The following is a 26,807-nucleotide window of genomic DNA, read 5'->3' on the forward strand; positions in this document are numbered from 1 at the left end:
GGCCTCGGGCGGTGTCTCAGCCCGCGGCCCAGGCGTACCGGTGTTCCGGGCGGCCCGTCTCCCCGTACCGCAGGGTCAGCCGCACCTTGCCGGTGCGCTCGAGGAGTTTCAGATAGCGCTGGGCGGTCTGCCGGCTCATCCCCGCGCTGTCGGCGATCTCCTGCGCGGACAGCGGGCCGTCCGCGCCGCGCAGGGCCCCCCGGACGAGCTCGGCCGTGGTGGGGGAGTGGCCCTTGGGCAGGGCCGGCTCGCCCGTCGCCCACAGCGCGCCGAAGAGCCGGTCCACCTCCGCCTGCTCGGCCTCCCCGCCCCCGTCGAGTGTCTGCCGCAGTGCCGCGTACGCCTCCAGCTTCGCGCGCAGACCGGCGTACGTGAACGGCTTCACCAGGTACTGGAGCGCACCGTGCCGCATCGCGTCCTGCACGGTCGCGACGTCCCGGGCGGCCGTCACCATGACCACGTCGACCTGACGGCCGAGGCGGCGCAGCTCCCGGACGACGGCGAGGCCGTTGCGGTCGGGCAGATAGTGGTCCAGCAGGATCAGGTCCACCGGGACCTCCTCGACCCTCGCCAGCGCCTCGGCCGCCGAGTGGGCCTGCGCGGCCACCCGGAAGCCGGGGACCTTGGCGACGTACGCCGCGTTGATCTGCGCCACCCGGACGTCGTCGTCGACGATGAGGACCTCGATCACCGCTGCTCTCCCGTCGTCGCCGGACGCGTGGGGTGCGGCGCACCGGCCGGGGATTCGGCGGCGGGCTCCGCCAGCGCCTCCGGAAGGACGACCGTGAACACCGCGCCGCCGCCGTCCGCCCCGGACACCGTCACACTGCCTCCCTGGCGCTCGGCGAGCCGCCGTACGAGGGCGAGCCCGAGGCCGCGTTTGCCGTGCGCCGGGACGTCCTTGGTGGACCAGCCCTCCGTGAAGATCGACGCGTGCTGGTCCTGCGGGACGCCGGGGCCGCTGTCGCGTACTGACAGGACCACCGTACGTCCCTCGGTCCGCAGCCCGATCTCGATCCGGGCCCCGTCCGATCCGGCCGCCGCGTCCGTGGCGTTGTCGACGAGGTTGCCCACCACCGTCACCAGACCCCGGGGATCGACCACCCGGTCCGGCAGCAGCGTGCCGGGAGCCAGCCGCAGCGAGACACCGCGCTCGGCGGCGACCGTCGTCTTGCCGACGAGGAGGGCGGCCAGCAGCGGGTCCTGGACCTTCTCCGTGACCTGCTCGGCCGTCGCCCGGTGCACACCCACCACCTCGGTCACGAACTCCATCGCGTCCTCGTGCATCTCCAGCTCCAGCAGCCCCAGCAGGGTGTGCAGCCGGTTCGCGTGCTCATGGTCCTGGGCGCGCAGGGCGTCGATCAGCCCCGTGGTGGAGTCGAGCTCGCGGCCCAGGTGCTCCAGCTCGGTGCGGTCGCGCAGGGTCACCACGGCTCCGCCGTCGTCCGTGGGCATCCGGTTGGCCAGCAGCACCCGGCTGCCCCGTACCGCCAGCAGGTCGTCGCCGACCACCCGCCCCGCCAGCACGTCCGTGGTCCTGCCGTCGCCCAGCACCTCCTCCAGCGGGCGGCCCGCCGCCTCCGGGCCCAGCCCCAGCAGCCGCTGCGCCTCGTCGTTCAGCAGCCGGAGGCGGCCGGCCCCGTCGAGGGCGACGACCCCTTCGCGGATGCCGTGCAACATGGCCTCGCGTTCGGTCAGCAGCGCGGAGATGTCGGAGAACGCCAGGTCATGGGTCTGCCGCTGCAAGCGCCGGGAGATCAGATACGCGGCGAGCGCTCCGACGGCCAGGGCCCCGCCCGCGTACGCGAGCAGCCCCGGGATCGCCGCGAGGAGCCGGGCGCGGACACTGTCGTACGCGATACCCACGGACACCGCGCCGATCACCTCGCCGGACGGGCCGAACAACGGCACCTTGCCCCGCGCCGAGCGGCCGAGGGTGCCGCTGTCGATCTCCATCACCTCACGGCCGCGCAGCGCCTCGCCGGGGTCGGTGGAGACGACGGCGCCGATCCGGTGGGTGTCGGGATGCGACCAGCGCACCCCGCGCTGGTTCATGACGACGACGTACTCCGCGCCGGTCGCCCTCCTGACCCGCTCGGCGGCCGACTGGACCGGGCCCCCGTCCGACGGGTCCGTGCTGCTCAGGTTCGCCACGATGTCCGGGTCGGCGGCGGTGGACTGGGCGATGGCCAGGGCGCGACGCATCGCCTGGTCGTCCAGCTGCTCGCTGAGCGGGGCCAGGAAGAGGCCGGTGACCAGGATCGTCACACCGGTGATGATGGCCAGCTGCATCAGCAGGACCTGGGAGAAGACCCGCTGGGGCCAGCCGAACCGGCGCGGACCCCGGCCGGGGGTCGGTGGGGCGTTCATCGTAGAGACGGTAAGGGCCGGGCGGCCGGGGCGGAAATCCCGTCGCGCGGAGCCCGGGAATTCGGGCGTCCGGTCCGCGCGGCTCCTGCCTCCCCCTTGCTTACAGCCGCCGCGTCTGTGAGCGTTTCAACGCTGCCTCCCCGAGAGTGACGGCGCTGCCCTCGTGAGCGTTCCGAGGGAGTTCGCCATCAACGCAATCTTCTTGCGTTTTTTGCGCTAATCTTGCGTTCATGACGCGACGACTTGCTCAAGTGGCCCAGAAGGTGGGAGTCAGCGAGGCGACGGTCAGCCGGGTGCTGAACGGCAAGCCGGGCGTCTCCGACGCCACCCGGCAGGCCGTCCTCTCCGCGCTGGACGTCCTCGGCTACGAACGCCCGACCCAGCTGCGCGGCGAACGCGCCCGGCTGGTCGGCCTGGTCCTGCCCGAGCTGCAGAACCCGATCTTCCCGGCCTTCGCCGAAGTGGTCGGCGGTGCGCTCGCCCAGCAGGGGCTGACCCCGGTGCTCTGCACCCAGACCAAGGGCGGCGTCTCCGAGGCCGACTACGTCGAGCTGCTCCTCCAGCAGCAGGTCTCCGGTGTGGTCTTCGCGGGCGGCCTCTACCACCAGGCCGACGCCCCGCACGACCACTACAAGGTGCTCGCCGACCGCAAGATCCCCGTCGTGCTGATCAACGCGGCCATCGAACACCTCGGCTTCCCCAGCGTCTCCTGCGACGACTCCGTCGCCGTCGAGCAGGCCTGGCGTCATCTCGTCTCGCTCGGCCACGAGCGCATCGGACTCGTCCTCGGCCCCTCGGACCACGTGCCCTCGCAGCGCAAGCTCGCCGCCGCCCGGGTGCTCGCCGAGGAGACCGGCACGAGCATCCCCGACGAGTGGGTGGCCCGGGCCATGTTCTCGCTGGAAGGCGGGCAGGCCGCCGCGACGCGGCTGCTGGAGCGGGGCGTCACCGGCATCATCTGTGCCAGCGACCCGCTCGCGCTGGGTGCCGTGCGCGCCGTCCGCCGCCGGGGGCTCTCGGTGCCCGGCGACGTGTCCGTCGTCGGCTACGACGACTCGGCCTTCATGAACTGCACCGAGCCGCCCCTGACCACCGTCCGCCAGCCCATCGAGGCCATGGGGCGCGCGGCCGTGGAACTGCTCTCGGTGCAGATCGGCGGGCGGGCCGTGCCCTCGGACGAACTGCTCTTCGAGCCGGAGCTGGTGGTGCGCGGGTCCACCGCCCAGCCGCCGCGCGGGAATTCCCTGTGATCCGTAGCTAATTTGCGCTGTCCGGCCCTTGGTCCGGACCTGATCCGTCCCGAGGGAAGGGCTGCGGGGGCCGGGGACCGGTGTACTGCCCGTTCGGCCGGATGCGGAGCGGGCGCTCCCCGTACTCCTCCAGCGCGTGGGCGACCCAGCCCGCCGTACGGGACACCGCGAACACGGTCTCGCCCGCGTCCGCCGCCATCCCCCGGGAGACCGACAGGACCGCCAGCGCCAGGTCGACGTTGGCGTGCAGCGGAGCGTGCCGCGCCGTCGTGGCCACCACCTCACGGGCCGCCGCCAGTGCCCCGGCCGCCTGCGGAACCTCCGCCAGCAGCTCGAACAGAACGGTCGCCCGGGGGTCCTCGCCCCGGTAGATCCGGTGGCCCAGCCCGGGCACCCGCCGGCCCGTCCGCAGATGGTCGGCGACCACCGGGACCGCGCTGCCCCGGTCCACCGCTTCCCGGAGCAGCCGGTGCGCCAGGCCGCTCGCCGCACCGTGCAGCGGCCCCTCCAGCACGCCGAGACCCGCCGAGATCACGGCGTACGGATGGGCCCGCGCGGAGGCGGCGACCCGGGCGGCCAGGGTGGAGGCCGCCAGGTCGTGGTCGATCAGCAGCGCCAGGGCCGCGTCCAGCACGGCGAGGGACGGGGCGTCGGCTGGCTCCGGGGTGAGCCGTGACCACAGCTCCGCCGCCAGCGGCCCCCCTTCGGCCGCCGGACCGCCCAGCACCGGCAACGCGCCCACCAGCGTCGGGATCAGGCCGCGCGCACTGTTCAGCACCGCCTCCGGCGACAGGTCGAAGCGCAGCGGATCCGTGGCCGCGGCAGCCGTCACCGCCACCCGCAGCCGGTCCGTCGACCCGCTGTGCGCGGGCAGCGCCTCGACCGCCCTGCGGGCCGCCGCGAGGGTCCCGGCGGGCGCGGCGAACCGGGCGCCGGGCCGTGGCTCCCCCGTCCACAGCCACTCGGCGACCTCCTCGTAGCCGTAGCGCCGGGCCAGCTCCGTCGCGTCGACCCCGCGAAAGTAGCAGCGGTCGTCCTCGATGAGCGTGATGCCCGTCCGGAAGGCCAGGTCGCCCCCGGCCGGGGACGGGTCCCGGCGCCCCGAACGCCGCGCCAGCGCCCGGACCTCCTCGGCGTCGAACGTGCTGCCCCGCCCCCCGGCCGCCCGCACGCTGCTGAGCTGGCCCCGGCTGACGTAGGCGTACACCGTCTCCGGCTTCACGCCCAGCAGTTCGGCCGCCTGCCGGGTGGTGAGCCGGGGGGCGTCGTGCCGCTCGGGCCCTGGTTGATCCGTCATGGAAACCACCGTATCCACTCCGCACATGCATTGATTCAATCAACATTGACAGATCTTCTGTCAAGCATGGACAGTCGAATCAATGTTGCATGCACGGAGGAGAGAGCAGCCATGACCACCACCCCCGTCGCCCCCGCCGTCCCCCGTGGCCTCGCCGGTGTCGTCGTCACCGACACCGCCCTGGGTGACGTCCGTGGCCGCGAAGGCTTCTACCACTACCGCCAGTACTCGGCGATCGAGCTGGCGCAGACCCGCTCCTTCGAGGACGTGTGGTACCTGATGTTCCACGGGGAGCTGCCCGACCGGACCGAGGCCGCCGACTTCGCGGCCCGTACGGCGGGCCTGCGCACGCTCCCCGCCGATGTGACCGGGGCCCTGCCCGCCATCGCCCGCGCGAGCGCCGTCCCGGGCCCCCTCGCGGGCCTGCGCACCGCGCTCTCCCTGCTCGGCGCCTCGGCCGGCTTCCGCCCGGTGTACGACATCGACGCCGGGCGCCGACGCGAGGACGCGCTCGCCGTCTGCGCGGCCGTGCCCACGATCCTGACCGCCCTCCACCGCCTCGGCCAGGGACTGGAGCCGGTCGCACCCCGCGCGGACCTGCCGCACGCCGCGAACTACCTGTACATGCTGACCGGCTCGGAGCCCGGGCCCGAGCAGGTCCGGGCGATCGAGCAGTACCTCGTCTCGACCGTCGACCACGGATTCAACGCCTCCACCTTCACCGCCCGCGTCGTCGCCTCCACCGGAGCCGACCTGGCCGCCTGCCTGGTGGCGGCGGTCGGTGCGCTCTCCGGGCCGCTGCACGGCGGAGCGCCCAGCCGGGCCCTGGACACCCTGGACGCCATCGGCACCCCGGACCGGATCGACGGCTGGATCCGCGAACAGGTCCTCTCCGGCCGCCGCATCATGGGCTTCGGCCACCCCGTCTACCGCACCGAGGACCCGCGCTCCCGGATGCTCAAGTCGATCGCCCAGGGCTTCGGCGGCCCGCTCGTCGACTTCGCCGTGGAGGTGGAGGCCCAGGTCGAGGCGATCCTCGCCGAGCTCAAGCCGGGCCGGGAGCTGCACACCAACGTGGAGTTCTACGCCGGGGTGGTCATGGAGCTGTGCGGGCTGCCGCGCGCGATGTTCACCCCCACTTTCTGCGCGGCGCGGATGATCGGCTGGAGCGCCAATATCCTGGAGCAGGCGGAGGACTCGAAGATCATCCGCCCGGCGGCCCGCTACGTCGGCGCGACCCCGCCGCAGCCGGTCCCGGCACCCTGACGACGCTCCCAGGAAGGCCCCCCGTTTGATCCCGCCGCCCCGTACCCCGCAGATCCCGGTCGTCGTCCTGGCGGGCTTCCTCGGCTCCGGCAAGACCACGCTCCTGAACCATCTGCTCCGCAACCGGGCGGGCACCCGGATCGGCGTGATCGTCAACGACTTCGGGGCCATCGAGATCGACGCCATGACCGTGTCGGGGCAGGTCGGCTCGACGGTCTCGCTGGGCAACGGCTGCCTGTGCTGCGCCGTGGACGCGAGCGAACTCGACACCTTCCTGGAGACGCTGACCCGGCCGTCCGCCCGGCTGGACGTGATCGTCATCGAGGCGAGCGGACTGGCCGAACCCCAGGAACTCGTCCGCATGCTGCTGGCCAGCGAGAACCCGCACATCCTGTACGGAGGCCTCGTGGAGGTCGTCGACGCGGCGGAGTTCGACGCCACCCGTCAGCGGCACCCGGAGCTGGACCGCCATCTCGCCGTCGCCGACCTCGTCGTCCTGAACAAGACCGACCGGGTGGAGGAGGACGAGCGGGAGCGGCTGCGGGCGACGGTCGCGGAGCTGAGCGGCCCCGCCGCCGTGATCTCCGCCGAGCACGGCCGGATCGATCCCGAGCTGCTCTTCGATCCCGCGCTGCGGCCGGACGGCGAGGAGATGGCGGGGCAGCTGAGCTTCGAGGACCTGCTGCGCCAGGAGGAGTGCGACGAGCACGAGGAGTGCGACGGCCACGGGCACGCCGTCCACCTCCACGCGGCCTACGAGAGTGTCGACTTCACCGCCGACGTGCCGATGGACCCGCGCCGCTTCATGGCCTTCCTCGACTCCCGGCCCGAGGGCCTCTACCGGATCAAGGGGTTCGTCGACTTCGGCGCGGGGGACGGGGACAACTCCTACGTGCTGCACGCGGTCGGCCGGTTCCTGCGCTTCGCCCCCCGGCCGTGGGCGCGCGGCGAACAGCGCCTCACCCAGCTCGTCATGATCGGCGCGGGCATCGACGCCGACGCGCTGACGGCCGGGCTCGCCGCCTGCCGCGCGGAGCCGGAGCCCGACGCCGCTGACACCGAACGCGCCATGTGGGGCGTGCTCCGTTACGTGCCGGAGCCCGCCCGCGAAGGGGACGCGGAGGCCGATGGAGCCGACGTACGGGAAGCGGCCGTGGAGGCGTAGCGAGGAGCGGCCGCGGGGGCGTGACACCCTCGCGGCCGCTCCCCACCGCACGCAGGCGGCGTCGGCCGTACGGCAGCGTCAGTACAGCGGCGGTCCCGCGATCACGGCCACCTTCTCCAGCAGCGGCGTGCCCGAACCGTCCCGCCTCGGGTCCGGAGCCGGCAGCTTCGCCGGGGTGCCGTTCTGCTGGGCGGCCCGGGCCGGGACGGGACCCGCCCAGGCGAAGACCAGGACGTCCTCGCCTTTCAGGAACCGCTGGCAGCGCACGCCGCCGGTGGCCCGGCCCTTGCGCGGATACTGGTCGAACGGGGTGAGCTTGGACGTCAGCACCGAATCGTCCAGCGTGCCGTGCGATCCGGCCACCGTGAACACGACCGCGTCGGCCGCCGGGTCCACCGCCGTGAACGACAGCACCTCGGCCCCGGCCGCCAGCTTGACGCCCGCCATGCCTCCGGCGGGCCGCCCCTGCGGACGCACCGAAGCCGCCGGGTAGCGGAGCAACTGGGCGTCGGACGTGATGAACACCAGGTCCTCCTCGCCCGTCCGCAGCTCGGTCGCGCCCACGATGCGGTCACCGTCCTTGAGGGTGATGACCTCCAACTCGTCCTTGTTGGCCGGGTAGTCCGGCACGACGCGCTTCACCACGCCCTGGAGTGTGCCGATCGCGAGCCCCGGAGAGTCCTCCACGAGCGTCGTGAGGCAGATCAGCTCCTCGTCCGCCTCCAGCGTGAGGAACTCGGAGATCTGCGCCCCGCCCGAGAGATTCGGCTCCGCGTGCGTGTCCGGCAGCTGCGGCAGGTCGATCACCGAGAGCCGCAGCAGCCGGCCGGTCGACGTGACCGCCCCGACGTCGCCCCGGGCCGTCGCCGCCACCGCCGACACGATCACGTCGTGCTTGGTCCGCCGGGCGTCCTCGGAGATCTCGACGGGCTCCGCGTTCGCCGTACGGGCCAGCAGGCCCGTCGAGGAGAGCAGCACCCGGCACGGGTCGTCCGCCACCTCCAGCGGCACGGACGCGATCTGCGAGCCGGCCGACTCCAGCAGCACCGTCCGCCGGTCCGTGCCGAACTTCTTCGCCACGGCCGCCAGCTCCGAGGAGACCAGCTTGCGCAGCTCCGCGTCCGACTCCAGGATCGCGGTCAGCGCGTCGATCTCGCCGTTCAGCTTGTCGCGCTCGCTCTCCAGCTCGATCCGGTCGAAGCGGGTGAGGCGGCGCAGCGGGGTGTCCAGGATGTACTGCGTCTGGATCTCGCTCAGCGAGAAGTGCGCCATCAGGCGCTCCTTCGCCTGCGCGGAGTTGTCGCTGTCCCGGATGATCCGGATGACCTCGTCGATGTCGAGGAGGGCGACGATCAGCCCCTCGACCAGGTGCAGCCGGTCGCGCCGCTTGGTGCGGCGGAACTCGCTGCGCCGGCGCACGACCTCGAAGCGGTGGTCGAGATAGACCTCCAGCAGCTCCTTGAGGCCCAGGGTGAGCGGCTGGCCGTCGACCAGCGCCACGTTGTTGATGCCGAAGGACTCCTCCATCGGCGTCAGCTTGTAGAGCTGCTCCAGCACCGCTTCCGGCACGAAGCCGTTCTTCACCTCGATGACGAGGCGCAGTCCGTGCGCCCGGTCGGTGAGGTCCTTGACGTCGGCGATGCCCTGGAGCTTCTTCGCCGAGACCAGGTCCTTGATCTTGGCGATCACCTTCTCCGGGCCGACGGTGAAGGGCAGTTCGGTGACGACGAGGCCCTTGCGGCGGGCGGTCACGTTCTCCACGGAGACGGTGGCGCGGATCTTGAACGAGCCGCGGCCCGCCGTGTACGCGTCCTTGATGCCGGTGAGTCCGACGATCCGGCCGCCGGTGGGCAGGTCGGGTCCCGGGACGAAGCGCATCAGCGTCTCGACGTCGGCGCCCGGGTGCTTGATCAGGTGCCGGGCGGCGGCGATGACCTCGCCCAGATTGTGCGGGGGCATGTTGGTGGCCATGCCCACGGCGATCCCGGAGACCCCGTTGACCAGGAGGTTCGGGTAGGCGGCGGGGAGGACGGCCGGCTCGCGCTCCTGGCCGTCGTAGTTCGACTGGAAATCGACGGTGTCCTCGTCGATCGCCTCGGTCATCAACGATGTGGCGTCGGCCATCCGGCACTCGGTGTACCGCATGGCGGCCGGCGGGTCGTCGTTGCCGAGGGAGCCGAAGTTGCCGTGTCCGTCGACCAGGGGGAGGCGCATCGAGAACGGCTGCGCCATGCGGACCAGGGCGTCGTAGATCGAGGCGTCGCCGTGCGGGTGCAGCTTGCCCATGACCTCGCCGACGACCCGGGCGCACTTCACATAGCCGCGGTCGGGGCGCAGTCCCATCTCGTTCATCTGGGACACGATGCGGCGGTGCACCGGCTTCATGCCGTCGCGGGCGTCGGGCAGGGCCCTGGAGTAGATCACCGAGTACGCGTACTCGAGGAAGGAGCCCTGCATTTCGTCGACGACGTCGATGTCGAGGATCTTCTCCTCGAAGTCGTCCGGAGGCGGGGTCTTCGTGCTACGGCGGGCCATCGCGGCTGCGACTCCTTCACGGATTCTGTTCGGGCGACCTGAGCTTGTTCGGGACAACACGAGCTGCTGACGCGGTCCATTGTGGACCGCCCCGCTGACAACGCCGACCTCGACCCGTCCGAAGGGCTGTCCCGAGGACGGTCCGAAGCCGCCCGGGCGGTACGCCGTCGAGGGCGTTCGCGACACCATCGACGGAAACATCCACCGAACGGGAACTTCGCCAGGTGCCGGTGCGCTTGCTTAGAGTGGCAGGTCTGGCAGGAAGTCCAGTATCGCGATCGAAGGGACGTACATGCCCATGGGTCACACGGCCACCGCACAGGCCGGCTCCGGCGGCTTGACAGCGACCGAGCACCGCCTGGCCAACGGCCTGCGTGTGGTGCTCTCCGAGGACCATCTGACCCCGGTCGCCGCGGTCTGCCTCTGGTACGACGTCGGCTCGCGCCACGAGGTCAAGGGACGCACCGGCCTGGCTCACCTCTTCGAGCACCTGATGTTCCAGGGCTCGGGCCAGGTCAAGGGGAACGGTCACTTCGAGCTCGTCCAGGGAGCCGGCGGCTCGCTCAACGGAACGACCAGCTTCGAGCGGACCAACTATTTCGAGACCATGCCCACCCACCAGGTGGAGCTCGCCCTGTGGCTCGAAGCCGACCGGATGGGCTCCCTCCTCGCCGCGCTCGACGAGGAGTCCATGGAGAACCAGCGCGACGTCGTCAAGAACGAGCGCCGTCAGCGTTACGACAACGTGCCCTACGGCACCGCGTTCGAGAAGCTGACCGCCCTCTCCTACCCCGAGGGCCACCCCTATCACCACACCCCGATCGGCTCCATGGCCGACCTGGACGCGGCCACGCTGGAGGACGCCCGCGCGTTCTTCCGTACGTACTACGCGCCCAACAACGCGGTGCTCTCGGTGGTCGGCGACATCGACCCCGAGCAGACCCTCGCCTGGATCGAGAAGTACTTCGGCTCCATCCCCTCCCACGACGGCAAGCAGCCGCCGCGCGACGGGACGCTGCCCGAGATCATCGGCGAGCAGCTGCGCGAAGTGGTCCACGAGGAGGTTCCGGCGCGCGCCCTGATGGCCGCCTACCGCCTCCCGCACGACGGCACCCGCGCCTGCGACGCCGCGGACCTGGCGCTGACCGTGCTGGGCGGCGGAGAGTCCTCCCGGCTGCATAACCGCCTGGTCCGCCGCGACCGTACGGCCGTGGCGGCGGGGTTCGGCCTGCTGCGGCTCGCCGGGGCGCCCTCGCTGGGCTGGCTGGACGTGAAGACGTCCGGCGGCGTCGAGGTGGAGACGATCGAGGCCGCCGTCGACGAGGAGCTGGCCCGGTTCGCCGCCGAGGGGCCCACCCCCGAGGAAATGGAGCGGGCCCAGGCGCAGTTGGAGCGCGAGTGGCTCGACCGGCTCGGCACGGTCGCCGGCCGCGCCGACGAACTGTGCCGTTACGCCGTCCTGTTCGGCGACCCGCAGCTCGCCCTGACCGCCGTGGGCCGCGTCCTGGACGTCACCGCGGAGGAGGTGCGCGCGGCGGCCGCGGCCGCCCTGCGCCCCGACAACCGGGCGGTGCTGGTCTACGAGCCCGTCGAGCCGGCCGACGAGGCCGCCGAGGGTGAAGACGGCACCGAGGGCACCGACGCGCACGAGGGGGCGGCCAAGTGAGCGACGCCGCCGTCACTGGAGTAGCCATGGAGTTCCACCCGCAGCCCACGCCCGGCACGGCCCGCCCGTGGGCCTTCCCGGCGCCCGAGCGCGGCGCTCTGCCCAACGGGCTGACCGTGCTGCGCTGCCACCGCCCCGGCCAGCAGGTCGTCGCCGTGGAGATCTTCCTGGACGCGCCTCTGGAGGCCGAGCCCGAGGGCCTCGACGGCGTGGCCACGATCATGTCGCGGGCGCTCTCCGAGGGCACCGACAAGCACAGCGCCGAGGAGTTCGCCGCCGAGCTGGAGCGCTGCGGCGCCACGCTCGACGCGCACGCCGACCACCCCGGGGTCCGGGTCTCCCTGGAGGTCCCGGCCTCCCGGCTGGCCAAGGCCCTCGGCCTGGTCGCCGAGGCGCTGCGGGCCCCCGCCTTCGCCGAGAGCGAGATCGAGCGCCTGGTGGGCAACCGCCTCGACGAGATCCCGCACGAGCACGCCAACCCGTCCCGGCGCGCCGCCAAGCAGCTCTCCAAGGAGCTGTTCCCGGCCACCGCCCGGATGTCCCGCCCGCGTCTGGGCACCGAGGAGACGGTCCGGCGGATCGACGCGGCCGCCGTGCGCGCCTTCTTCGACGCCCACATCCGCCCGTCCACCGCGACCGCCGTGATCGTCGGCGACCTGACCGGCATCGACCTGGACGCGCTGCTGGCGGAGACCCTCGGCGACTGGTCGGGCACCACCGCCCAGGCCCGCCCGGTGCCGCCCATCACCGCGGACGACACCGGCCGCGTGGTCATCGTGGACCGCCCCGGCGCGGTCCAGACCCAGCTGCTGATCGGCCGTATCGGCGCCGACCGGCACGAGCGTGTGTGGCCCGCGCAGGTGCTCGGCACGTACTGCCTGGGCGGGACCCTCACCTCCCGGCTGGACCGGGTGCTGCGCGAGGAGAAGGGCTACACCTACGGCGTCCGCGCCTTCGCCCAGGTGCTGCGCTCCTCCGGCCCCGACTCGGGCGGCGCGGCGATGCTCGCGATCAGTGGCTCGGTGGACACCGAGTCCACCGGACCGGCCCTGGACGACCTCTGGAAGGTCCTGCGGACGCTGGCCGCCGAGGGGCTGACCGACACCGAGCGCGAGACGGCCGTGCAGAACCTGGTGGGCGTCGCCCCGCTGAAGTTCGAGACCGCCGCGTCCGTCGCGAGCACGCTGGCCGACCAGGTCGAGCAGCACCTCCCCGACGACTACCAGGCCCACCTCTACGCCCGGCTCGCCGAGACGGGCACCGTGGAGGCGACCGCCGCCGCGGTCAACGCCTTCCCGGTCGACCGGCTGGTCACGGTCCTCGTCGGGGACGCCGCGCGGATCGCGGAGCCGGTGAAGGCCCTCGGTATCGGAGAGGTGACCGTCGTCACCGGCTGACGCCACCGCGGCGCACGGCCGCCCGCTGTGCGGCCACTGCCGCGAACAGGACCCCGACGGACAGGATTTCGTCGGGTTCCTGTGTTTTTGTCTGTTTGATCCGCTTCACACCTTTTATGGGAGTGGTTGCCTGTCTGCCCTGTGGGATGCGCGACAAATCCCCTTGTCCGTTTGGTGATGGGAAGTCGCCCCGCCTAGCGTCGGCCCGGCTGTCCGTCACCCGTATGCCGCAGCCGCGGCGCCGGGCAGTCATCGCCGAGTCCCCGTCAGGCGCGAGCCTGGGGAGCCGGGGACCCACGCAGTCCCTGGGGTGAATCGGAGTCCCGAGCCGCGAACCGGCGCGGGGATCCGTAGGAGACCTTCCTGCTCCGAACCCGTCAGCTAACCCGGTAGGCGAGAAGGAAGGAAAGGAACCAGCTCCTCCATGGCGTTCACCCGTGCCACCGGGAAGCACCGTGCCCCGAGCCGCCTCACGCGCCGGAGCGCCCAGGCCGCCGGCATCGCGGCCCTGGCCACCACCGGAGTCCTCGGCTCGCTGTCCTCCCCGGCCCTCGCCGCGGACACCGAGGCCGCCAAGGTCGCCGACACCGGCCTCACCCAGGCCCTCTCCCTCGACGCCACCCTCGCCGAGCAGATCGACGCGCAGGCCCACGCCCAGCAGCGGCAGGCCGACGCGGTCGCCAAGGCGAAGGCCAAGGCCGCCGCCGAGGCCCGCGAGAAGGCCGCCAAGGCCAAGGCGAAGGCCGAGGCCGAGCGCAAGGCCGAGGCCCGCGCCAAGGAGATCCGCGAGGAGAAGGCCCGCGCCGCCCGCGCCGCCGAGCGCGCCCGGCTGAACGCGTTCCACCTCCCGGTCGCCGGCTCCCACGTCACCACCGGCTACAACGCCGGCGGCTCCCTCTGGTCCTCCGGCAGCCACTCCGGCGTGGACTTCCGGGCCGCCTCCGGCAGTTCCGTCGTCGCGGTCGGCGCCGGCACGGTCGTCGAGGCGGGCTGGGGCGGCGCGTACGGCAACAACATCGTGCTCCGGATGGCCGACGGCACGTACACCCAGTACGGCCACCTCTCCTCGATCGGCGTCTCCGTCGGCCAGAGCGTCTCCTCCGGCCAGCAGATCGGCCTCTCCGGCTCCACCGGCAACTCCACCGGCCCGCACCTGCACTTCGAGGCCCGCACCACCCCCGACTACGGCTCCGACATGGACCCCGTCGCCTACCTGCGCTCCCACGGTCTGAACGTCTGACCCCACCCCGCGCGATCCACCGTCCGAAGGCCCCGGCATCCGCCGGGGCCTTCGGTAATTCCCGCGTGAAGATATCCCTGGATTCCGGCCCGCCATCGGAAATTCCGACGGATTGTCATAGAGTCACGGAACAGACGTCGGGCGGCCGCGTTTCGCGGGGATCAAGGCGGAGGTTCGGATATGCGCATTCCCGCGCATTCGGTATGCACGGCGATCCGTGACGACATCGTCTCCGGTGTCTACGAGCGCGGCAGCCGCCTCACCGAGGAGTTGCTGGCACGCCGCTACGGGGTCTCCCGCGTCCCGGTCCGCGAGGCGCTGCGCACGCTGGAGTCCGAGGGGTTCGTGGTCACCCGCAGGCACGCCGGCGCCTGTGTCGCCGAGCCCACCGTGCAGGAGGCGGCCGACCTCCTGGAGGTGCGGATGCTCCTGGAGCCGCTGGGGGCGGCCCGTGCCGCCCAGCGCCGCACGGAAGCCCATCTCAAGGTGCTCCGCGGTCTGGTCAGGCTGGGCCAGGAGCGGGCCCGCCGGGGCGAGGGCGAGGATCTGCGCTCCCTGGGCGGCTGGTTCCACGAGACCCTGGCCCAGGCCTCCGGCAGCCCCGGGCTCATCGCGCTGCTCACCCAGCTCCGCCACAAGATCGCCTGGATGTACGCGGTCGAGCAGCCGGCCCGCCCGGTCGACTCCTGGGCCGAGCGCGGCGCGATCGTGGACGCCGTGGCGCGCGGCGACGCGGAGCGGGCGAGGGCGCTCACCGCCCAGCACGCGGAACGCTCCACCGCCGAGCACCGGCTCCGCCGGCCGGATCTCCCGGGGCGCCGCACCGGCCCAGTTCCCCCGGTGAGAAGTTCGCAACACGGCGTAAACACGGCGAGTGTCCGGCATTAACAGAAGTGCCGTATACAAAGAGAAGTAATTTAGGGGCGCTATTTCGTGCTGCCCGCATTATCGAGGTGCGGCTCTTTCCGGGATCTTTCCCGATTCCCGGAAACGCGAGAGCCGTGACCCGTGAAGGGATCACGGGTCACGGCTCTCGCACGGGTCGTATCCGGACGGACCGGAGACGGAGGGGTCAGACGGTCTCCGGAAGCTCTTCCAGGCCCTCGGCAACCAGCTTCGCCAGCCGGTCCAGAGCGGCCTCGGCGTCGTCCGCGTCGGACGAGAGCACGATCTCCTCGCCGCCCTGCGCGCCCAGACCGAGCACGGCCAGCATGGAGGCGGCGTTGACCGGGTTGCCGTCGGCCTTGGCGATCGTCACGGGGACGCCGGAGGCCGTGGCGGCACGGACGAAGATGGAAGCGGGGCGGGCGTGCAGGCCCTCGGCCCAACCGACGTTTACGCGGCGCTCAGCCATGGTTCTGCCCTTCACATATCAACGGTTGTCTAGACCAGTCTCTCATGCGGTGCGTGGTGCTGTGCCCGGTCTCCGGTCCGGTCGTAGGCTTTGGCCATGGAGCCCACGCCGGAACAGAGTCCGCATCACGCGTACCCCGACCACTGGGAAGCGGACGTGGTCCTCCGCGACGGGGGCACCGCGCGCATCAGGCCGATCACCACGGACGACGCCGAGCGACTGGTCAGCTTCTACGAGCAGGTGTCCGACGAGTCGAAGTACTACCGCTTCTTCGCCCCGTATCCCCGTCTATCCGACCGGGACGTGCACCGCTTCACCCATCACGACTACGTCGACCGGGTCGGACTGGCGGTCACGATCGGCGGCGAGTTCATCGGGACCGTCCGCTACGACCGCATCGACGACACGGGCCGCCCCGCCTCCGCCCCCGCCGACGAGGCCGAGGTCGCCTTCCTCGTCCAGGACGCCCACCAGGGCCGCGGCGTCGCATCGGCGCTGCTCGAACACATCGCCGCGGTCGCCCGCGAGCGCGGCATCCGGCGCTTCGCCGCCGAGGTGCTCCCCGCCAACAACAAAATGATCAAGGTGTTCCGGGACGGCGGGTACACCCAGCGCCGCAGCTTCGAGGACGGCTCCGTCCACCTCACCCTCGACCTCGAACCCACCGAGAAGTCCCTCGCCGTCCAGCGCGGCCGCGAACAGCGCGCCGAGGCCCGCTCGGTGCAGCGCCTCCTCGCCCCCGGCTCCGTCGCGGTCATCGGCACCGGCCGCACCCCCGGCGGCGTGGGCCGCACGGTCCTGCGCAACCTCCTCGCCGCCGGCTACACCGGCCGCACCTACGCCGTGAACCGCGCCTTCGACGAGGGCCTCGCCACCCTCGACGGCGTCCCCGCCCACCGCTCGCTCGGCGAGATCGACGAACAGGTCGACCTCGCCGTCATCGCCGTCCCCGCCCACCGCGTCCCCGAGGCCGTCGCCGACTGCGGCGAGCACGGCGTCCAGGGCCTGGTCGTCCTCTCCGCCGGATACGCCGAGCGGGGCGCCGAGGGCCGCGAGCTCCAGCGCGAACTCGTCCGCCAGGCCCGCTCGTACGGCATGCGGATCATCGGCCCGAACGCCTTCGGCATCATCAACACCGCCGAGACCGTCCGGCTGAACGCCTCCTTGGCCCCCGAGTCGCCCGCCCGCGGCCGGATCGGCCTGTTCACCCAGTCCGGCGCGATCGGCATCGCCCTGCTCTCCGGCCTCCACCGGCGCGGTGCGGGCCTGTCCTCGTTCATCTCGGCGGGCAACCGGGCCGACGTCTCCGGCAACGACTTCCTCCAGTACTCCTTCGAGGACCCCGACACCGACGTCGCGCTGCTCTACCTCGAATCGCTCGGCAATCCCCGCAAGTTCACCCGTCTCGCCCGCCGCACCGCCGCCGTGAAGCCCGTCGTCGTGGTGAAGGGCGCCCGGCACAGCGGCACCAATCCGCCCGGCCACGCCGTCCCGGTCAGCCGCATCCCCGACACCACGGTCTCCGCGCTGATGCGCCAGGCCGGTGTCATCCGGGTCGACACCGTGACCGAGATGGTCGACGCCGGACTCCTGCTGGCGGGCCAGCCCCTCCCGGCCGGCCCCAGGGTCGCCATCCTCGGCAACTCCGAGTCCCTCGGCCTCCTGACGTACGACGCCTGCCTCGCCGAGGGGCTGCGCCCGCGCCCTCCGATCGACCTCACCACCGCCGCCTCCCCGCAGGACTTCCGCGACGCGCTGGCCGAAGCGCTGGCGGACGGGACCTGCGACGCCGTGATCGTCACCGCCATCCCGTGGGTGGGGGAGAACGGGGAGGCCGAGACCGGCGACGGCCAGGTCCTGGCCGAGGCCCTGACCAAGGCGGTGGCCGGGGGGTCGGCCAAGCCGGTGGCCGTCGTCCACGTCGAGATCGGCGGCCTCGCCGAGGCACTGGCCGCCGCGAGCAGCACGGCGGCCCCCCGTCCCCGTACGGTGACCCCCGCCGCCCAGCCGCGAGCGGCCACCACGGCCACGACGGCCCGGGCCACGACCGCCGGCACGCCCGCACCCCAGGGAGCCGCCCCGGCCGCGCCCGCCGCCCCTGAAGCGGCCACCACCTTCGAAGCGACCACCGGCCCCGGAGCGACCACCGGCCCGGAAGCCGCCACAAGCCACGAAGCCGCCACCAGCCAGGAAGCCACACCCCGCCCCGGCCGTATCCCCGCCTACCCCGCAGCCGAACGGGCCGTACGCGCCCTCGCCGAGGCCGTGAAGTACGCCCAGTGGCGGCGGCAGGCGGCCGTGCCCGGCAAGATCCCCGAGTTCCTCGACGACACCATCGACGAGGCCGGGGCCGCCGCCCTGATCGAGGCGCAGCTCGCCACCGCCCCCGACCCGCGCGGGCGCCCGCTCAGCCACGACGAGGCCCGTGAGCTGCTCGGCCACTACGGCATCGACGTACGCCCGACCCTCCCCGCCTCCGATCCCGAGGCGGCCGTCGCCGCGGCGGCCCGGCTCGGCTACCCGGTGGCCCTCAAGACCACCGCACCCCACCTGCGCCACCGCGCCGACCTCGGCGGGGTCCGCCTCGACGTCGCCGACGAGGAGGCGCTGCGCCGGGCGTACGGAGAGCTCACCGACCTCCTCGGCAAGCCCGCTGAACTGCTCCCCGTCGTCCAGGCGATGGCCCCGCGCGGTGTGGACACCGTCGTGCGGGCCTCCATCGACGCGGCCGCCGGGGCGATTCTCTCCTTCGGCCTCGCGGGCGCGCCCTCCGAACTGCTCGGCGACACCGCGCACCGGCTGGTCCCCGCCACCGACCGGGACGCCGCCGAACTGATCCGGTCCATCAGGGCGGCCCCGGTGCTGTTCGGCTGGCGCGGCTCGGCCCCGGTGGACACGGCCGCGCTCGAAGAGCTGCTGCTGCGGCTGTCCCGGCTGGTCGACGACCACCCGGAGGTGGTCTCCGTCGCCCTCGAACCCGTCGTCGTCGCCCCGCAGGGGCTCACCGTGCTCGGCGCGAGCGTCCGGCTGGCCCCGCCGCCCGCCCGGAGCGACGTCGGGCCCCGCCGCCTTCCGAACTACTGAGACCCGTCGGCCGGTGGCCACCGGGGCGTCCCCGGCAGTCACCGGCCCGCCGTAGGATGGTGCTCATGGCAAAGACCGGTACGACGACCAAGGGGCTGCGCGCGGCGATCGAGCGCAGCGGCTACTACCCGGCCCTCGTGGCCGAGGCGGTGGAGGCCGCCGTCGGCGGGGAGCCGGTCGCTTCGTACCTGGTCCACCAGGAGACCACGTTCGACTCCAACGAGGTCCGCCGTCATGTGACGGTCCTCGTCCTGACCGAGCACCGGTTCATCGTCAGCCACACCGACGAGCAGGCCGCCGACACCAGCTCCCCGACGCCGTACGCCACCACCTCCACCGAGTCGGTGAAGCTGGAGCGGATCTCCTCCGTCGTCGTCAGCCGCGTGGTGGCCAACCCGGAGAAGTACGTCCCGGGCACCCTGCCCCGCGAGGTCGTCCTGACCATCGGCTGGGGCGCGGTCTCCCGTATCGACCTGGAGCCCGCCGCCTGCGGCGACACCAACTGCGAGGCCGACCACGGTTACACCGGCAGCTCCACCGCCGACGACCTGAGCCTGCGGGTCAGCGAGGCCGGCGACGGCCCCGACGCCGTGCGCCAGACCCTCGCCTTCGCCCAGGCGCTCTCCGAGGCCACGGCCGCCACCGCGGCGAGTGGCCGCTGATGGCCCAGCCCGCCTGGCAGGACCCCGAGCCGCTGGCCCTCGACACCGCGCCCGTGCCGGAGTACGGCAGCGGTTCGCTCGCGGACCTGCTGCCGACGCTCGCCGCCGGACTGGAGGTGCCGGGCTTCTCCGCCCCGATCTCCGAGCTGACCCCAGCGGACCGCAACTGCGTCTTCCTGATCGACGGCCTCGGCTGGGAGCAGATCAAGGCCCACCCGGACGAGGCCCCCTTCCTGCACTCCTTGCTCCCCACCTCGCGCGGAGGCACCGGCCGCCCGCTCACCGCCGGCTTCCCCTCCACCACCGCGACCTCGCTCGCCTCCGTCGGTACGGGGCTGCCGCCCGGCGAGCACGGCCTCCCCGGCTACACCGCGCGCAACCCGCGGACCGGCGAGCTGATGAACCAGCTCCGCTGGAAGCCGTGGACCGAGCCGAAGGCCTGGCAGCCGTACCCCACGGTCTTCCAGCTCGCCGACGCCGCGGGCGTCCACACCGCGCAGGTCTCCGCGCCGATGTTCGAGCAGACCCCCCTCACCAAGATCGCGCTCAGCGGCGGCTCCTTCCTCGGCCGGCTCTCCGGCGAGGACCGGATGGACGTCGCCGCCCAGCGCCTCGCCGCGGGCGACCGCTCGCTCGTCTACACGTACTACAGCGAGGTCGACGGCAAGGGCCACCGCTTCGGCACCGACTCCGACGCCTGGCGCGGCCAGCTGATGTACGTCGACGGGCTCGCCCGACGCCTCGCCGAGCAGCTCCCGCCGCGCTCCGCGCTCTACATCACCGCCGACCACGGCATGATCGACATCCCGTTCGACGAGCAGTCCCGGATCGACTTCGACGAGGACTGGGAGCTGAGCGCCGGCGTCGCCCTCCTCGGCGGCGAGGGCCGCGCCCGCCACGTCTACGCGGTCCCCGGCGCCCAGGCCGACGTCCTGGCCGTCTGGCGCGAGGTCCTCGGCGAGCAGTTCTGGATCGCGAGCCGGGACGAGGCCATCGCCGCCGGCTGGTTCGGCCCGACGATCGACGAGCGGGTGTACGGGCGGATCGGCGACGTGGTCGCCGCCGCCCACGACGACGTGATCATCACGGCCTCCGTCAACGAGCCGCACGAGTCGGCGATGGCGGGCGTGCACGGCTCCCTGACCCCCGTGGAACAGCTCGTCCCGCTCCTCGAAGTACGCTCGTAACCCTTCCTGTCGTACCGCCCCCTCCGAAAGGTGCTCGACCCCTCATGCCCGAGCTGGTGTTCTTCTCCGGAACCATGGACTGCGGAAAGAGCACGCTGGCCCTGCAGATCGGTCACAACCGCTCGGCCCGCGGCCTCCAGGGCGTGATCTTCACCCGGGACGACCGCGCGGGGGAGGGCAAGCTCTCCTCCCGGCTCGGCCTGGTGACGGACGCCGTCGAGGCAGAGGAGGGCATGGACCTGTACACGAACATCGTGGACCGGGTCAGCCGGGGCGGCCGGGTCGACTACGTGATCGTGGACGAGGCCCAGTTCCTCGCCCCGGACCAGATCGACCAACTGGCCCGCGTGGTCGACGATCTGAAGCTCGACGTCTTCGCCTTCGGCATCACCACGGACTTCCGCACCAAGCTGTTCCCGGGCTCCCAGCGGCTGATCGAACTGGCCGACCGCATAGAGGCCCTCCAGGTCGAGGCGCTCTGCTGGTGCGGGGCCCGCGCCACGCACAACGCCCGGACGGTCGGCGGGGTGATGGTGGTCGAGGGGGAGCAGGTCGTCGTCGGGGACGTCGACCGGCCGGCCACGGAGATCGGCTACGAAGTGCTCTGCCGCCGCCACCACCGCCGCCGGATGACCAGCGCCGCCGCGAAAGCAGGCGCGCTGTCACCGGACGTGCTGCCGGTCTCCGCCGGGTGATTCCCGGCGGAGACCGGCAGCACGTCAGGCGACGACGCCGACCCCGGAGTCGCTCCGGGGCCCGTTGCTCGGCATGAGCTGCGGACAGCGTGTCCAGAGCTCCTTGCCCGGCGTGCTCCTGCCGCTTGTGCCCGGCTTCTTGTAGGCGCGGGTCAGGTACTTCCGCCGGCACACGCGTGAATGACCGCGCCGCAGGAGTCGCAGGAAGTCCCGCGCGCGGGCGATGCCGACGGTGAAGCTTCCGGCTCCCTTGTTGCCAACAGCGTTGCACAGCAAGCCTGATGGGGGCGGAGTGAGTTCTGTTGCCCTTCCCTGATCTCCCCTCGCTATACTCGGCCGGGTTAAGTTCGACCACGCCGGAGAGTCCGTCGAGAACCCGGATGTTCGAATTCCGGATCCCCCTTTCGGTGCGGTCCGGGAAGAGTTGTGTGTGGTAGCGGTGGAGGTGTTTTCGGTGTTGATGACGGGGAAAATTCTTCGGTTCGACGAGGTTCGCGGGTATGGGTTCATCGCCCCCGACGAGGGCGACGAGGACGTGTTCATGCACGCCAACGACCTTCTTGAGGAGAAGTACCTGTACCAGTCCGGCCGGCGGGTCGAGTACTTCCTGGAGTCGGGCGACAAGGGGCCCAAGGCGGGCGAGATCCGCCTGGTGCGGCAGGCCGCCGCACCGGCGTCCCGGGTGCTCAGGAACAGCGCGGCGGCCCCGCAGACGGAGCACGACGAGGAGGCCGACTGCGACATCCTGACCGCGCCGGACTTCCAGAACGAGGTGACCGAGGCGCTCATCGAGGCGGACGGCACCCTGACCGCCGCACAGTTGCAGCACGTGCGGCAGCGTCTGCTCCGACTGGCCCAGGCACATGGCTGGGTCGACTCGGTCTGACCCTCCCGCACCGCCGACGTGGTGACGCCGGGCCGCCCCTCGCGGGCGGCCCGCCGGAGGGTGTGACGGATCGTCGGACGGCGGAGGTCAGCCTCCCGTGGACCGGACGATCGTGAACACGGCTCCCTCCGGGTCCGCGACCGTCGCCAGCCTGCCGCTCGACCCCTCGCGCGGCGGCTGGAGGACCCGCCCGCCCAGCTCCACCACCCGGGCCGCGGCCCGGTCGGTGTCGGCGACCTCGAAGTACGTCATCCAGTGCGGCCCGCGGTCGCGCGGCAGCGCGTGGCCGACCCCGTGGAGGGCCGCCACCGCCACGTTGTCCAGATGCAGCGTCTGGTAGTCGAAGTCGGCCGAGAGCACCGCCTCCGTCTCGTAGCCGAAGACCGTCTGGTAGAACTTCGCGACCATCGAGGTTTCCCGCGTCACCAACTCGTTCCAGACGGGCGTCCCGGGTCTGCCCGTCGTCGTCCTGCCGACGTGGCGCAGGCCCTGCCAGATGCCGAAGACCGCCCCGCCCGGGTCGGAGGCGATCGCCAGCCGCCCGGCGTCCCCCGCGTCCAGCGGTCCCACCGCGACCGTCCCGCCGCAGGAGCGGATGGCCTCCGCCGTGGCGTCGGCGTCGTCCGTGGCGAGGTAGGTGGTCCAGGCGATCGGGAGATGCCGGTCGGGCGGCAGCTGGCCGATGCCCGCGACCTCCTCGCCGTGCAGCAGCCCGCGGACGTAGGGGCCCAGTTGTTCGGGGCCCGGCCGGAACTCCCAGTCGAACAGGGCTCCGTAGAACTCCTGGGTCGCGGTCAGGCCGTGCACGATCAGACTCACCCAGCAAGGTGTTCCGGGCGTGCGCCGGGCGGGGGCCTCGGTCATCGTCTTCTCTCTCCTCGGACCGTTGTGGTGGCCGTGCGGGGGAACGGGACAGGGACGCCGCCCCGGGTCAGGACGTGGTCCGCGTGCCCCGTGCAGATGCTTGCACCCCCCGGCGCGGGAGGCGCACCGGCCGCGCCGCGTCGTCCCGGTTCCCGGCGAAGGACGGCCGGATTCCCGCCGGCCGTCCCGTCCGATGCTGTTACGGGTGCCGGCCCCGCTGCGCGAGGATGGCACCCATGAAGCCCATCATCACCGCATCCGAATGCGCGAGCGAGTCGGCCGGGACCCGGCCCCCGGTGCTCCTGGACGTCCGCTGGCAGCTCGGCGGCCCGAACGGCCGCCCCGACTACGAGGCCGGCCATCTGCCCGGCGCGGTCTACGTCGACCTCGACGCGGAGCTGGCCGGACCGGCGGGCGACGGCGGCCGCCACCCCCTCCCGGACCCGGAGGCCTTCGGTGCCGTGATGCGCCGGGCCGGGGTCGGCCAGGACACCCCCGTCGTGGTGTACGACGGCGGGCAGGGCTGGGCGGCGGCCCGCGCCTGGTGGCTGCTGCGCTGGACCGGGCACCGGGACGTCCGGGTCCTGGACGGCGGGCTCGCCGCCTGGACCGGAGACCTCACCACGGAGATCCCGCGCCCCGCCGAGGGCGATTTCCGGCCGAAGCCGGGGGCCCTGCCCACCCTGGACGCGGAAAGCGCGGCGGCCTTCGCCCGGTCGGGTCTGCTGCTGGACGCGCGGGCGGCCGAACGCTACCGGGGCGACGTGGAGCCGATCGACCGCGTCGGCGGCCACATCCCCGGGGCCGTCTCCGCGCCGACCACCGAGAACGTCGACGTGGACGGCCGCTACCTTCCGGCCGAGCGGCTGGCCGCCCGGTTCGCCGGCCTGGGGGCGGAGAACAGCACCGAAGGCGTGGGCGTCTACTGCGGATCCGGAGTCTCCGGCGCGCACGAGGTGCTGGCCCTGGAGATCGCCGGCTTCACCGGTGTCCTCTACCCGGGCTCCTGGTCCGAGTGGTCCTCGGACCCCTCCCGGCCGGTCGCCACGGGGCCCGAGCCCCAGTAGGCCGGCGGCGCCGGACCGCGGCGAAGAAGCGGGGCCCGTACGCCATCGCGTACGGGCCCCGCTCCCACCGGTGGTCATCCCCGGTCAGTCCTGCTTCTTGCGCCGGGTGCCGAAGACGATCTCGTCCCAGCTCGGCACGGCGGCCCGGCGGCCCGGCCGGACCCCGTCCGCCTCCGCCTGACGGTCCGTCGTTCCGGTCAGCCGGTCGCGATGACCGGCCACCGCCCGGGGCATCAGCACATCCGCGTACGCGGACCCCGCACCGGCCGAAGCGGCGGCGGCCGGCGGCTCGTCCGCCTCCGCCTCCTCCGCCGGCTCCAGCGCGGGCGGCTCGGGCTGCGTGGGCCGCTCCGGCACGACCATGTCGCCCCGGAAGCTGGGCACCGCCTCCAACAGGCTGGTCAGCGAGTCACGCTCACCGCCCGAGGCGCTGCTCACGTACTCCTCGGGCTCGGCGACCGGCGTGGGCCGCTCGATCTGTCGGTCCAGGGCCCGGTCCAGCGGGCGCTCGCGGTCGGCCTGCCGGTCGAGGCTCCGGTCCAGCGGCCGGTCGCGCGGCAGCCGGGCGATCCGGGGCACGAACGGGAAGCTGGGCTCCGGCGCTGCGACGTCGTCGGTCTCGCCGATCAGCGAGCGCGCCTCGTCGTCGAGCGCCTGGACCAGCCGCCTCGGCGGGTCGTACGACCAGCTCGCCGAGTGCGGTTCGCCCGCGACCCGGTAGACGAGGAGGACTTCCCAGGTGCCGTCGTCACGGCGCCACGAGTCCCACTGGACGGTTTCCTTGTCGGCGCCGCGCAGCAGGAGACGTTCCTGCACCGCCTCGCCGAGCTGGGGGCCGGTGTTCTCGCCGGGACGGCGCACAGGAGTCTTCCGGGCCCGCTCGGCCATGAAGGCGCGCTCCGCGAGCACGGGGCCCTCGAAGCGGCGTACACGGTCGACGGGGATGCCCGCGAACTGGGCGACCTCCTCCGCGGAGGCACCGGCCCGTATACGGGCCTGGATGTCGCGGGGCCGGAGGTGGCTCTCCACCTCGATCTCGATCTGGCCGAGCCGGGCGCGGTCGTTGCGCACGGCGGCGCGCAGCCGCTCATCGATCGGAAGCGTGTACTCCGTGCTGTCCGCAGCCTTGAGCACCAGTCGTGTGCCGTCGTTGGAGACGGCCACGACACGCAGTTCGGGCATGGGGACCTCCCGGGTGGTGCCTGCCGACGTCACGTGCGTCGCTGCTTCCGCTAGTCGAGTGTGACCTGCCCGGGTGCAGCCTGCCACAACCTTGCCAATATGCCCGGCGTGTCGGGCGCTCGCCCGGGTGCGCCCGCCTAGGGTGCCGCCGTCGGCCCCCTCCGGTAGCTGCGGATTCCCACGTCGGAGTCCGCCCCAGGGCTCGTCACAGTACTCCATTCGGGCCACCGGGGTGGACCGGCGCGCCGCCGAAGTTCTCACCGGCTGCGGGAGTTGAGGTACCCAGTTCTCCGCGAAATGCCCCTGATGCGTGTTGTGCTTCACACAATCACCAGAATCGGAACTATCCACTTCGCTCATTTGTCCCTTCCTGGTGCATGGTGGGAGAGATGTCAAGCAGGGGCTGGTAATGGTTCAGAAGCCGGAAAGTGACGTAGAACCTAAGGAAAGGCGCATAGATCTGAGTCTCCCGCAGGTCGCCGGGAGCGCCGTGGCGGCCGTCGCGGCAGCGGTGCTGGCCTCGCAGTTGGGCGTGTACGGCACGATCGCCGGCGCGGGCGTGATGAGCGTCGTCGCCACCTGCGGCGGCTCGGTCTTCCAGCACTTCTTCCGCCGCACCGGCGAGCAGATCCGTGAGGTGACGGTCCAGGTGACCCACCCGGAGGGTCGCCAGGTGACGGTGCACACCAAGGAGACGACGCCCGCCGGGCGCAGAGCCGCGGCGCAGCGGACGGAGCCGGAGCCGGCGGGGCCGCGGCCGGCGGAAGACGCCACCACGGTGCTTCCCACGGTCGGTCCGGGCACGGTCCCGCACGTCGTCCCGGACGCGGAGAGCACGCAGTTGCTGAGGCCGGTCGACACGGACCGGACGCAGCTGCTGAACCTCGGCGACGAGCGGACCCGGATGCTCCGCGTCCCGCCGGCCGGAGGCCCCGGAGCCCTGGGTGCCGGAGCCGACGCCGACCGTACGCAGATGATCCCGCGCGCCGACGACCGTACGCAGATGCTCCCGCAGGCCGGAGGGGACCGGGCGGCCGTCCCCGACGACGCGTTCGGCGAGGGAGTCACCCACGGCACCCGGCTGCGCGGCTGGAAGCGCCCCGCGCTCGCGGCCACCGCGGTCTTCGCGGTCTCCATGGCCGGGATCACCGCGTTCGAGCTGATCTCGGGCAACGACCTCAGCGGCGGCCAGGGCACCACCCTCAGCTCCGTCGTGCGCGGCGGCGGCGACCGGGACTCCGGACCCGCCGACCCCGCCCCCTCCGGAGACACCGGCACGGACGGGGGAGCGGACGAGCAGTCCCCGACCCCGGGCGACGGCACCGGATCCGCCCCCGCCACGGACGGCGGCGACGGCGGCGCCACGAGCCCGGACCCCGGCAAGGGCACGGGCGGTGAGAACCCGACCACCGGGCCCACCCCCACCCCGGCGCCCTCCGGATCCGCCGGCGAGCCGACGCCCGAGCCGACGAAGCCCACCCCGTCGAACTCCGGTGACACCGGCACCGGCGAACCCTCGACCGGCACCGGCGTCGCTCCCGGGCAGGGCGAGCAGGCCCCGCCCGGCGCCGACGCCGAGTGACCCATCGGCGCACCGCGCACAGCACATCGGCCCCGGCCCCCTCCGCAAGGAAGAGGAC

General features: G+C 72.8%; 21 protein-coding genes and 1 riboswitch. Of the genes, 14 read left to right on the forward strand and 7 right to left on the reverse strand.

Annotated features, from left to right (window positions below):
- Positions 1-16 precede the first annotated feature (16 nt).
- Together IE140_RS14035 and IE140_RS14040 are read right to left on the reverse strand one after the other, a co-directional pair.
- Positions 17-691, reverse strand: coding sequence for a response regulator (locus tag IE140_RS14035; protein ID WP_088575284.1), 675 nt, complete (start codon positions 689-691; stop codon positions 17-19).
- The gene (locus tag IE140_RS14040) at positions 688-2,370 is read right to left on the reverse strand and encodes an ATP-binding protein (RefSeq protein ID WP_150196633.1); all 1,683 of its coding nucleotides are present in this window, start codon (positions 2,368-2,370) and stop codon (positions 688-690) included. The genes IE140_RS14035 and IE140_RS14040 overlap by 4 nt, the downstream gene beginning before the upstream one ends.
- Before the next feature lie 230 nt (positions 2,371-2,600).
- Here IE140_RS14040 and IE140_RS14045 point away from each other — a divergent pair, with 230 nt between their 5' ends.
- Positions 2,601-3,620 (forward strand): LacI family DNA-binding transcriptional regulator, encoded by a 1,020-nt coding sequence (locus IE140_RS14045; protein ID WP_150196632.1) that lies wholly within the window; start codon positions 2,601-2,603, stop codon positions 3,618-3,620.
- A 7-nt stretch (positions 3,621-3,627) separates the two neighbouring features.
- Here the strand turns inward: IE140_RS14045 and IE140_RS14050 are convergent, their stop codons facing one another.
- On the reverse strand, positions 3,628-4,917 hold the full coding sequence (locus IE140_RS14050; RefSeq protein WP_150196631.1) for a citrate synthase: 1,290 nt from the start codon (positions 4,915-4,917) through the stop codon (positions 3,628-3,630).
- A 111-nt stretch (positions 4,918-5,028) separates the two neighbouring features.
- On the opposite strand from IE140_RS14050, the gene IE140_RS14055 reads away from it, so the two are divergent.
- On the forward strand, positions 5,029-6,183 hold the full coding sequence (locus IE140_RS14055) for a citrate synthase/methylcitrate synthase (protein ID WP_189460408.1): 1,155 nt from the start codon (positions 5,029-5,031) through the stop codon (positions 6,181-6,183).
- 28 nt (positions 6,184-6,211) lie between these two features.
- A complete protein-coding gene (locus IE140_RS14060) occupies positions 6,212-7,348 on the forward strand; it encodes a CobW family GTP-binding protein (protein WP_150197537.1) in 1,137 nt (378 codons plus the stop codon).
- Positions 7,349-7,426: 78 nt separating this feature from the next.
- On the opposite strand, the gene IE140_RS14065 is transcribed toward IE140_RS14060, so the two are convergent.
- Entirely contained in the window at positions 7,427-9,883 is a 2,457-nt protein-coding gene (locus IE140_RS14065) for a DNA gyrase/topoisomerase IV subunit A (RefSeq protein WP_093444131.1), read from the reverse strand.
- Positions 9,884-10,175: 292 nt separating this feature from the next.
- On the opposite strand from IE140_RS14065, the gene IE140_RS14070 reads away from it, so the two are divergent.
- The 4 genes from IE140_RS14070 to IE140_RS14085 all read left to right on the forward strand — a co-directional run bounded on the left by IE140_RS14070 (position 10,176) and on the right by IE140_RS14085 (position 15,074).
- Positions 10,176-11,549 (forward strand): M16 family metallopeptidase, encoded by a 1,374-nt coding sequence (locus IE140_RS14070; protein WP_032781039.1) that lies wholly within the window; start codon positions 10,176-10,178, stop codon positions 11,547-11,549.
- Between the two features lie 26 nt (positions 11,550-11,575).
- The gene (locus IE140_RS14075) at positions 11,576-12,946 is read left to right on the forward strand and encodes a M16 family metallopeptidase (RefSeq protein WP_150197536.1); all 1,371 of its coding nucleotides are present in this window, start codon (positions 11,576-11,578) and stop codon (positions 12,944-12,946) included.
- A 243-nt stretch (positions 12,947-13,189) separates the two neighbouring features.
- Positions 13,190-13,356: riboswitch (cyclic di-AMP (ydaO/yuaA leader) on the forward strand.
- A gap of 14 nt (positions 13,357-13,370) precedes the next feature.
- Complete coding sequence (locus tag IE140_RS14080; RefSeq protein ID WP_109180355.1) at positions 13,371-14,186, forward strand: M23 family metallopeptidase; 816 nt, start codon at positions 13,371-13,373, stop codon at positions 14,184-14,186.
- A gap of 180 nt (positions 14,187-14,366) precedes the next feature.
- Positions 14,367-15,074: a GntR family transcriptional regulator gene (locus IE140_RS14085; protein ID WP_006128095.1), complete on the forward strand. Its 708-nt coding sequence runs from the start codon at positions 14,367-14,369 to the stop codon at positions 15,072-15,074.
- A 184-nt stretch (positions 15,075-15,258) separates the two neighbouring features.
- Here the strand turns inward: IE140_RS14085 and IE140_RS14090 are convergent, their stop codons facing one another.
- Positions 15,259-15,540 (reverse strand): HPr family phosphocarrier protein, encoded by a 282-nt coding sequence (locus IE140_RS14090; protein WP_032767773.1) that lies wholly within the window; start codon positions 15,538-15,540, stop codon positions 15,259-15,261.
- Positions 15,541-15,636: 96 nt separating this feature from the next.
- On the opposite strand from IE140_RS14090, the gene IE140_RS14095 reads away from it, so the two are divergent.
- The 5 genes from IE140_RS14095 to IE140_RS14115 all read left to right on the forward strand — a co-directional run bounded on the left by IE140_RS14095 (position 15,637) and on the right by IE140_RS14115 (position 22,054).
- Positions 15,637-18,624 (forward strand): bifunctional acetate--CoA ligase family protein/GNAT family N-acetyltransferase, encoded by a 2,988-nt coding sequence (locus IE140_RS14095; protein ID WP_189460410.1) that lies wholly within the window; start codon positions 15,637-15,639, stop codon positions 18,622-18,624.
- A gap of 65 nt (positions 18,625-18,689) precedes the next feature.
- Entirely contained in the window at positions 18,690-19,286 is a 597-nt protein-coding gene (locus tag IE140_RS14100) for a DUF5998 family protein (RefSeq protein ID WP_032767640.1), read from the forward strand.
- On the forward strand, positions 19,286-20,473 hold the full coding sequence (locus tag IE140_RS14105; protein ID WP_150195671.1) for an alkaline phosphatase family protein: 1,188 nt from the start codon (positions 19,286-19,288) through the stop codon (positions 20,471-20,473). The genes IE140_RS14100 and IE140_RS14105 overlap by 1 nt, the downstream gene beginning before the upstream one ends.
- Before the next feature lie 44 nt (positions 20,474-20,517).
- Positions 20,518-21,168 carry a thymidine kinase gene (locus IE140_RS14110; RefSeq protein ID WP_032767644.1) on the forward strand — a complete coding sequence of 217 codons (651 nt, stop codon included), beginning with the start codon at positions 20,518-20,520 and terminating at the stop codon, positions 21,166-21,168.
- A gap of 460 nt (positions 21,169-21,628) precedes the next feature.
- Positions 21,629-22,054, forward strand: a complete 426-nt coding sequence (locus IE140_RS14115; RefSeq protein WP_093444156.1) for a cold shock domain-containing protein — start codon at positions 21,629-21,631, stop codon at positions 22,052-22,054.
- Between the two features lie 87 nt (positions 22,055-22,141).
- Here IE140_RS14115 and IE140_RS14120 read toward each other — a convergent pair whose 3' ends face one another.
- Positions 22,142-22,918, reverse strand: a complete 777-nt coding sequence (locus tag IE140_RS14120) for a VOC family protein (protein ID WP_150195669.1) — start codon at positions 22,916-22,918, stop codon at positions 22,142-22,144.
- A gap of 236 nt (positions 22,919-23,154) precedes the next feature.
- On the opposite strand from IE140_RS14120, the gene IE140_RS14125 reads away from it, so the two are divergent.
- Positions 23,155-23,985 (forward strand): sulfurtransferase, encoded by an 831-nt coding sequence (locus IE140_RS14125; RefSeq protein WP_150195667.1) that lies wholly within the window; start codon positions 23,155-23,157, stop codon positions 23,983-23,985.
- 84 nt (positions 23,986-24,069) lie between these two features.
- Here IE140_RS14125 and sepH read toward each other — a convergent pair whose 3' ends face one another.
- Complete coding sequence (gene sepH / locus IE140_RS14130) at positions 24,070-25,167, reverse strand: septation protein SepH (RefSeq protein WP_093444124.1); 1,098 nt, start codon at positions 25,165-25,167, stop codon at positions 24,070-24,072.
- Between the two features lie 409 nt (positions 25,168-25,576).
- Between sepH and IE140_RS14135 the strand changes: the two genes are divergently transcribed.
- The gene (locus tag IE140_RS14135; protein WP_373296162.1) at positions 25,577-26,749 is read left to right on the forward strand and encodes a hypothetical protein; all 1,173 of its coding nucleotides are present in this window, start codon (positions 25,577-25,579) and stop codon (positions 26,747-26,749) included.
- Positions 26,750-26,807: the final 58 nt, after the last annotated feature.

This window comes from Streptomyces parvus, from assembly GCF_014648875.1.
Taxonomy (GTDB): Bacteria; Actinomycetota; Actinomycetes; order Streptomycetales; family Streptomycetaceae; genus Streptomyces; species Streptomyces parvus.

What these genes read in the sequence shown, in the direction of transcription:
- IE140_RS14040 (WP_150196633.1), bottom strand. Translation starts at nt 2,370, where the DNA reads ATGAACGCCCCACCGACCCCCGGCCGGGGTCCGCGCCGGTTCGGCTGG.
- IE140_RS14045 (WP_150196632.1), top strand. Translation starts at nt 2,601, where the DNA reads ATGACGCGACGACTTGCTCAAGTGGCCCAGAAGGTGGGAGTCAGCGAG.
- IE140_RS14050 (WP_150196631.1), bottom strand. Translation starts at nt 4,917, where the DNA reads ATGACGGATCAACCAGGGCCCGAGCGGCACGACGCCCCCCGGCTCACC.
- IE140_RS14055 (WP_189460408.1), top strand. Translation starts at nt 5,029, where the DNA reads ATGACCACCACCCCCGTCGCCCCCGCCGTCCCCCGTGGCCTCGCCGGT.
- IE140_RS14065 (WP_093444131.1), bottom strand. Translation starts at nt 9,883, where the DNA reads ATGGCCCGCCGTAGCACGAAGACCCCGCCTCCGGACGACTTCGAGGAG.
- IE140_RS14070 (WP_032781039.1), top strand. Translation starts at nt 10,176, where the DNA reads ATGCCCATGGGTCACACGGCCACCGCACAGGCCGGCTCCGGCGGCTTG.
- IE140_RS14075 (WP_150197536.1), top strand. Translation starts at nt 11,576, where the DNA reads ATGGAGTTCCACCCGCAGCCCACGCCCGGCACGGCCCGCCCGTGGGCC.
- IE140_RS14080 (WP_109180355.1), top strand. Translation starts at nt 13,371, where the DNA reads ATGGCGTTCACCCGTGCCACCGGGAAGCACCGTGCCCCGAGCCGCCTC.
- IE140_RS14085 (WP_006128095.1), top strand. Translation starts at nt 14,367, where the DNA reads ATGCGCATTCCCGCGCATTCGGTATGCACGGCGATCCGTGACGACATC.
- IE140_RS14090 (WP_032767773.1), bottom strand. Translation starts at nt 15,540, where the DNA reads ATGGCTGAGCGCCGCGTAAACGTCGGTTGGGCCGAGGGCCTGCACGCC.
- IE140_RS14095 (WP_189460410.1), top strand. Translation starts at nt 15,637, where the DNA reads ATGGAGCCCACGCCGGAACAGAGTCCGCATCACGCGTACCCCGACCAC.
- IE140_RS14100 (WP_032767640.1), top strand. Translation starts at nt 18,690, where the DNA reads ATGGCAAAGACCGGTACGACGACCAAGGGGCTGCGCGCGGCGATCGAG.
- IE140_RS14105 (WP_150195671.1), top strand. Translation starts at nt 19,286, where the DNA reads ATGGCCCAGCCCGCCTGGCAGGACCCCGAGCCGCTGGCCCTCGACACC.
- IE140_RS14110 (WP_032767644.1), top strand. Translation starts at nt 20,518, where the DNA reads ATGCCCGAGCTGGTGTTCTTCTCCGGAACCATGGACTGCGGAAAGAGC.
- IE140_RS14115 (WP_093444156.1), top strand. Translation starts at nt 21,629, where the DNA reads ATGACGGGGAAAATTCTTCGGTTCGACGAGGTTCGCGGGTATGGGTTC.
- IE140_RS14120 (WP_150195669.1), bottom strand. Translation starts at nt 22,918, where the DNA reads ATGACCGAGGCCCCCGCCCGGCGCACGCCCGGAACACCTTGCTGGGTG.
- IE140_RS14125 (WP_150195667.1), top strand. Translation starts at nt 23,155, where the DNA reads ATGAAGCCCATCATCACCGCATCCGAATGCGCGAGCGAGTCGGCCGGG.
- sepH (WP_093444124.1), bottom strand. Translation starts at nt 25,167, where the DNA reads ATGCCCGAACTGCGTGTCGTGGCCGTCTCCAACGACGGCACACGACTG.
- IE140_RS14135 (WP_373296162.1), top strand. Translation starts at nt 25,577, where the DNA reads ATGGTTCAGAAGCCGGAAAGTGACGTAGAACCTAAGGAAAGGCGCATA.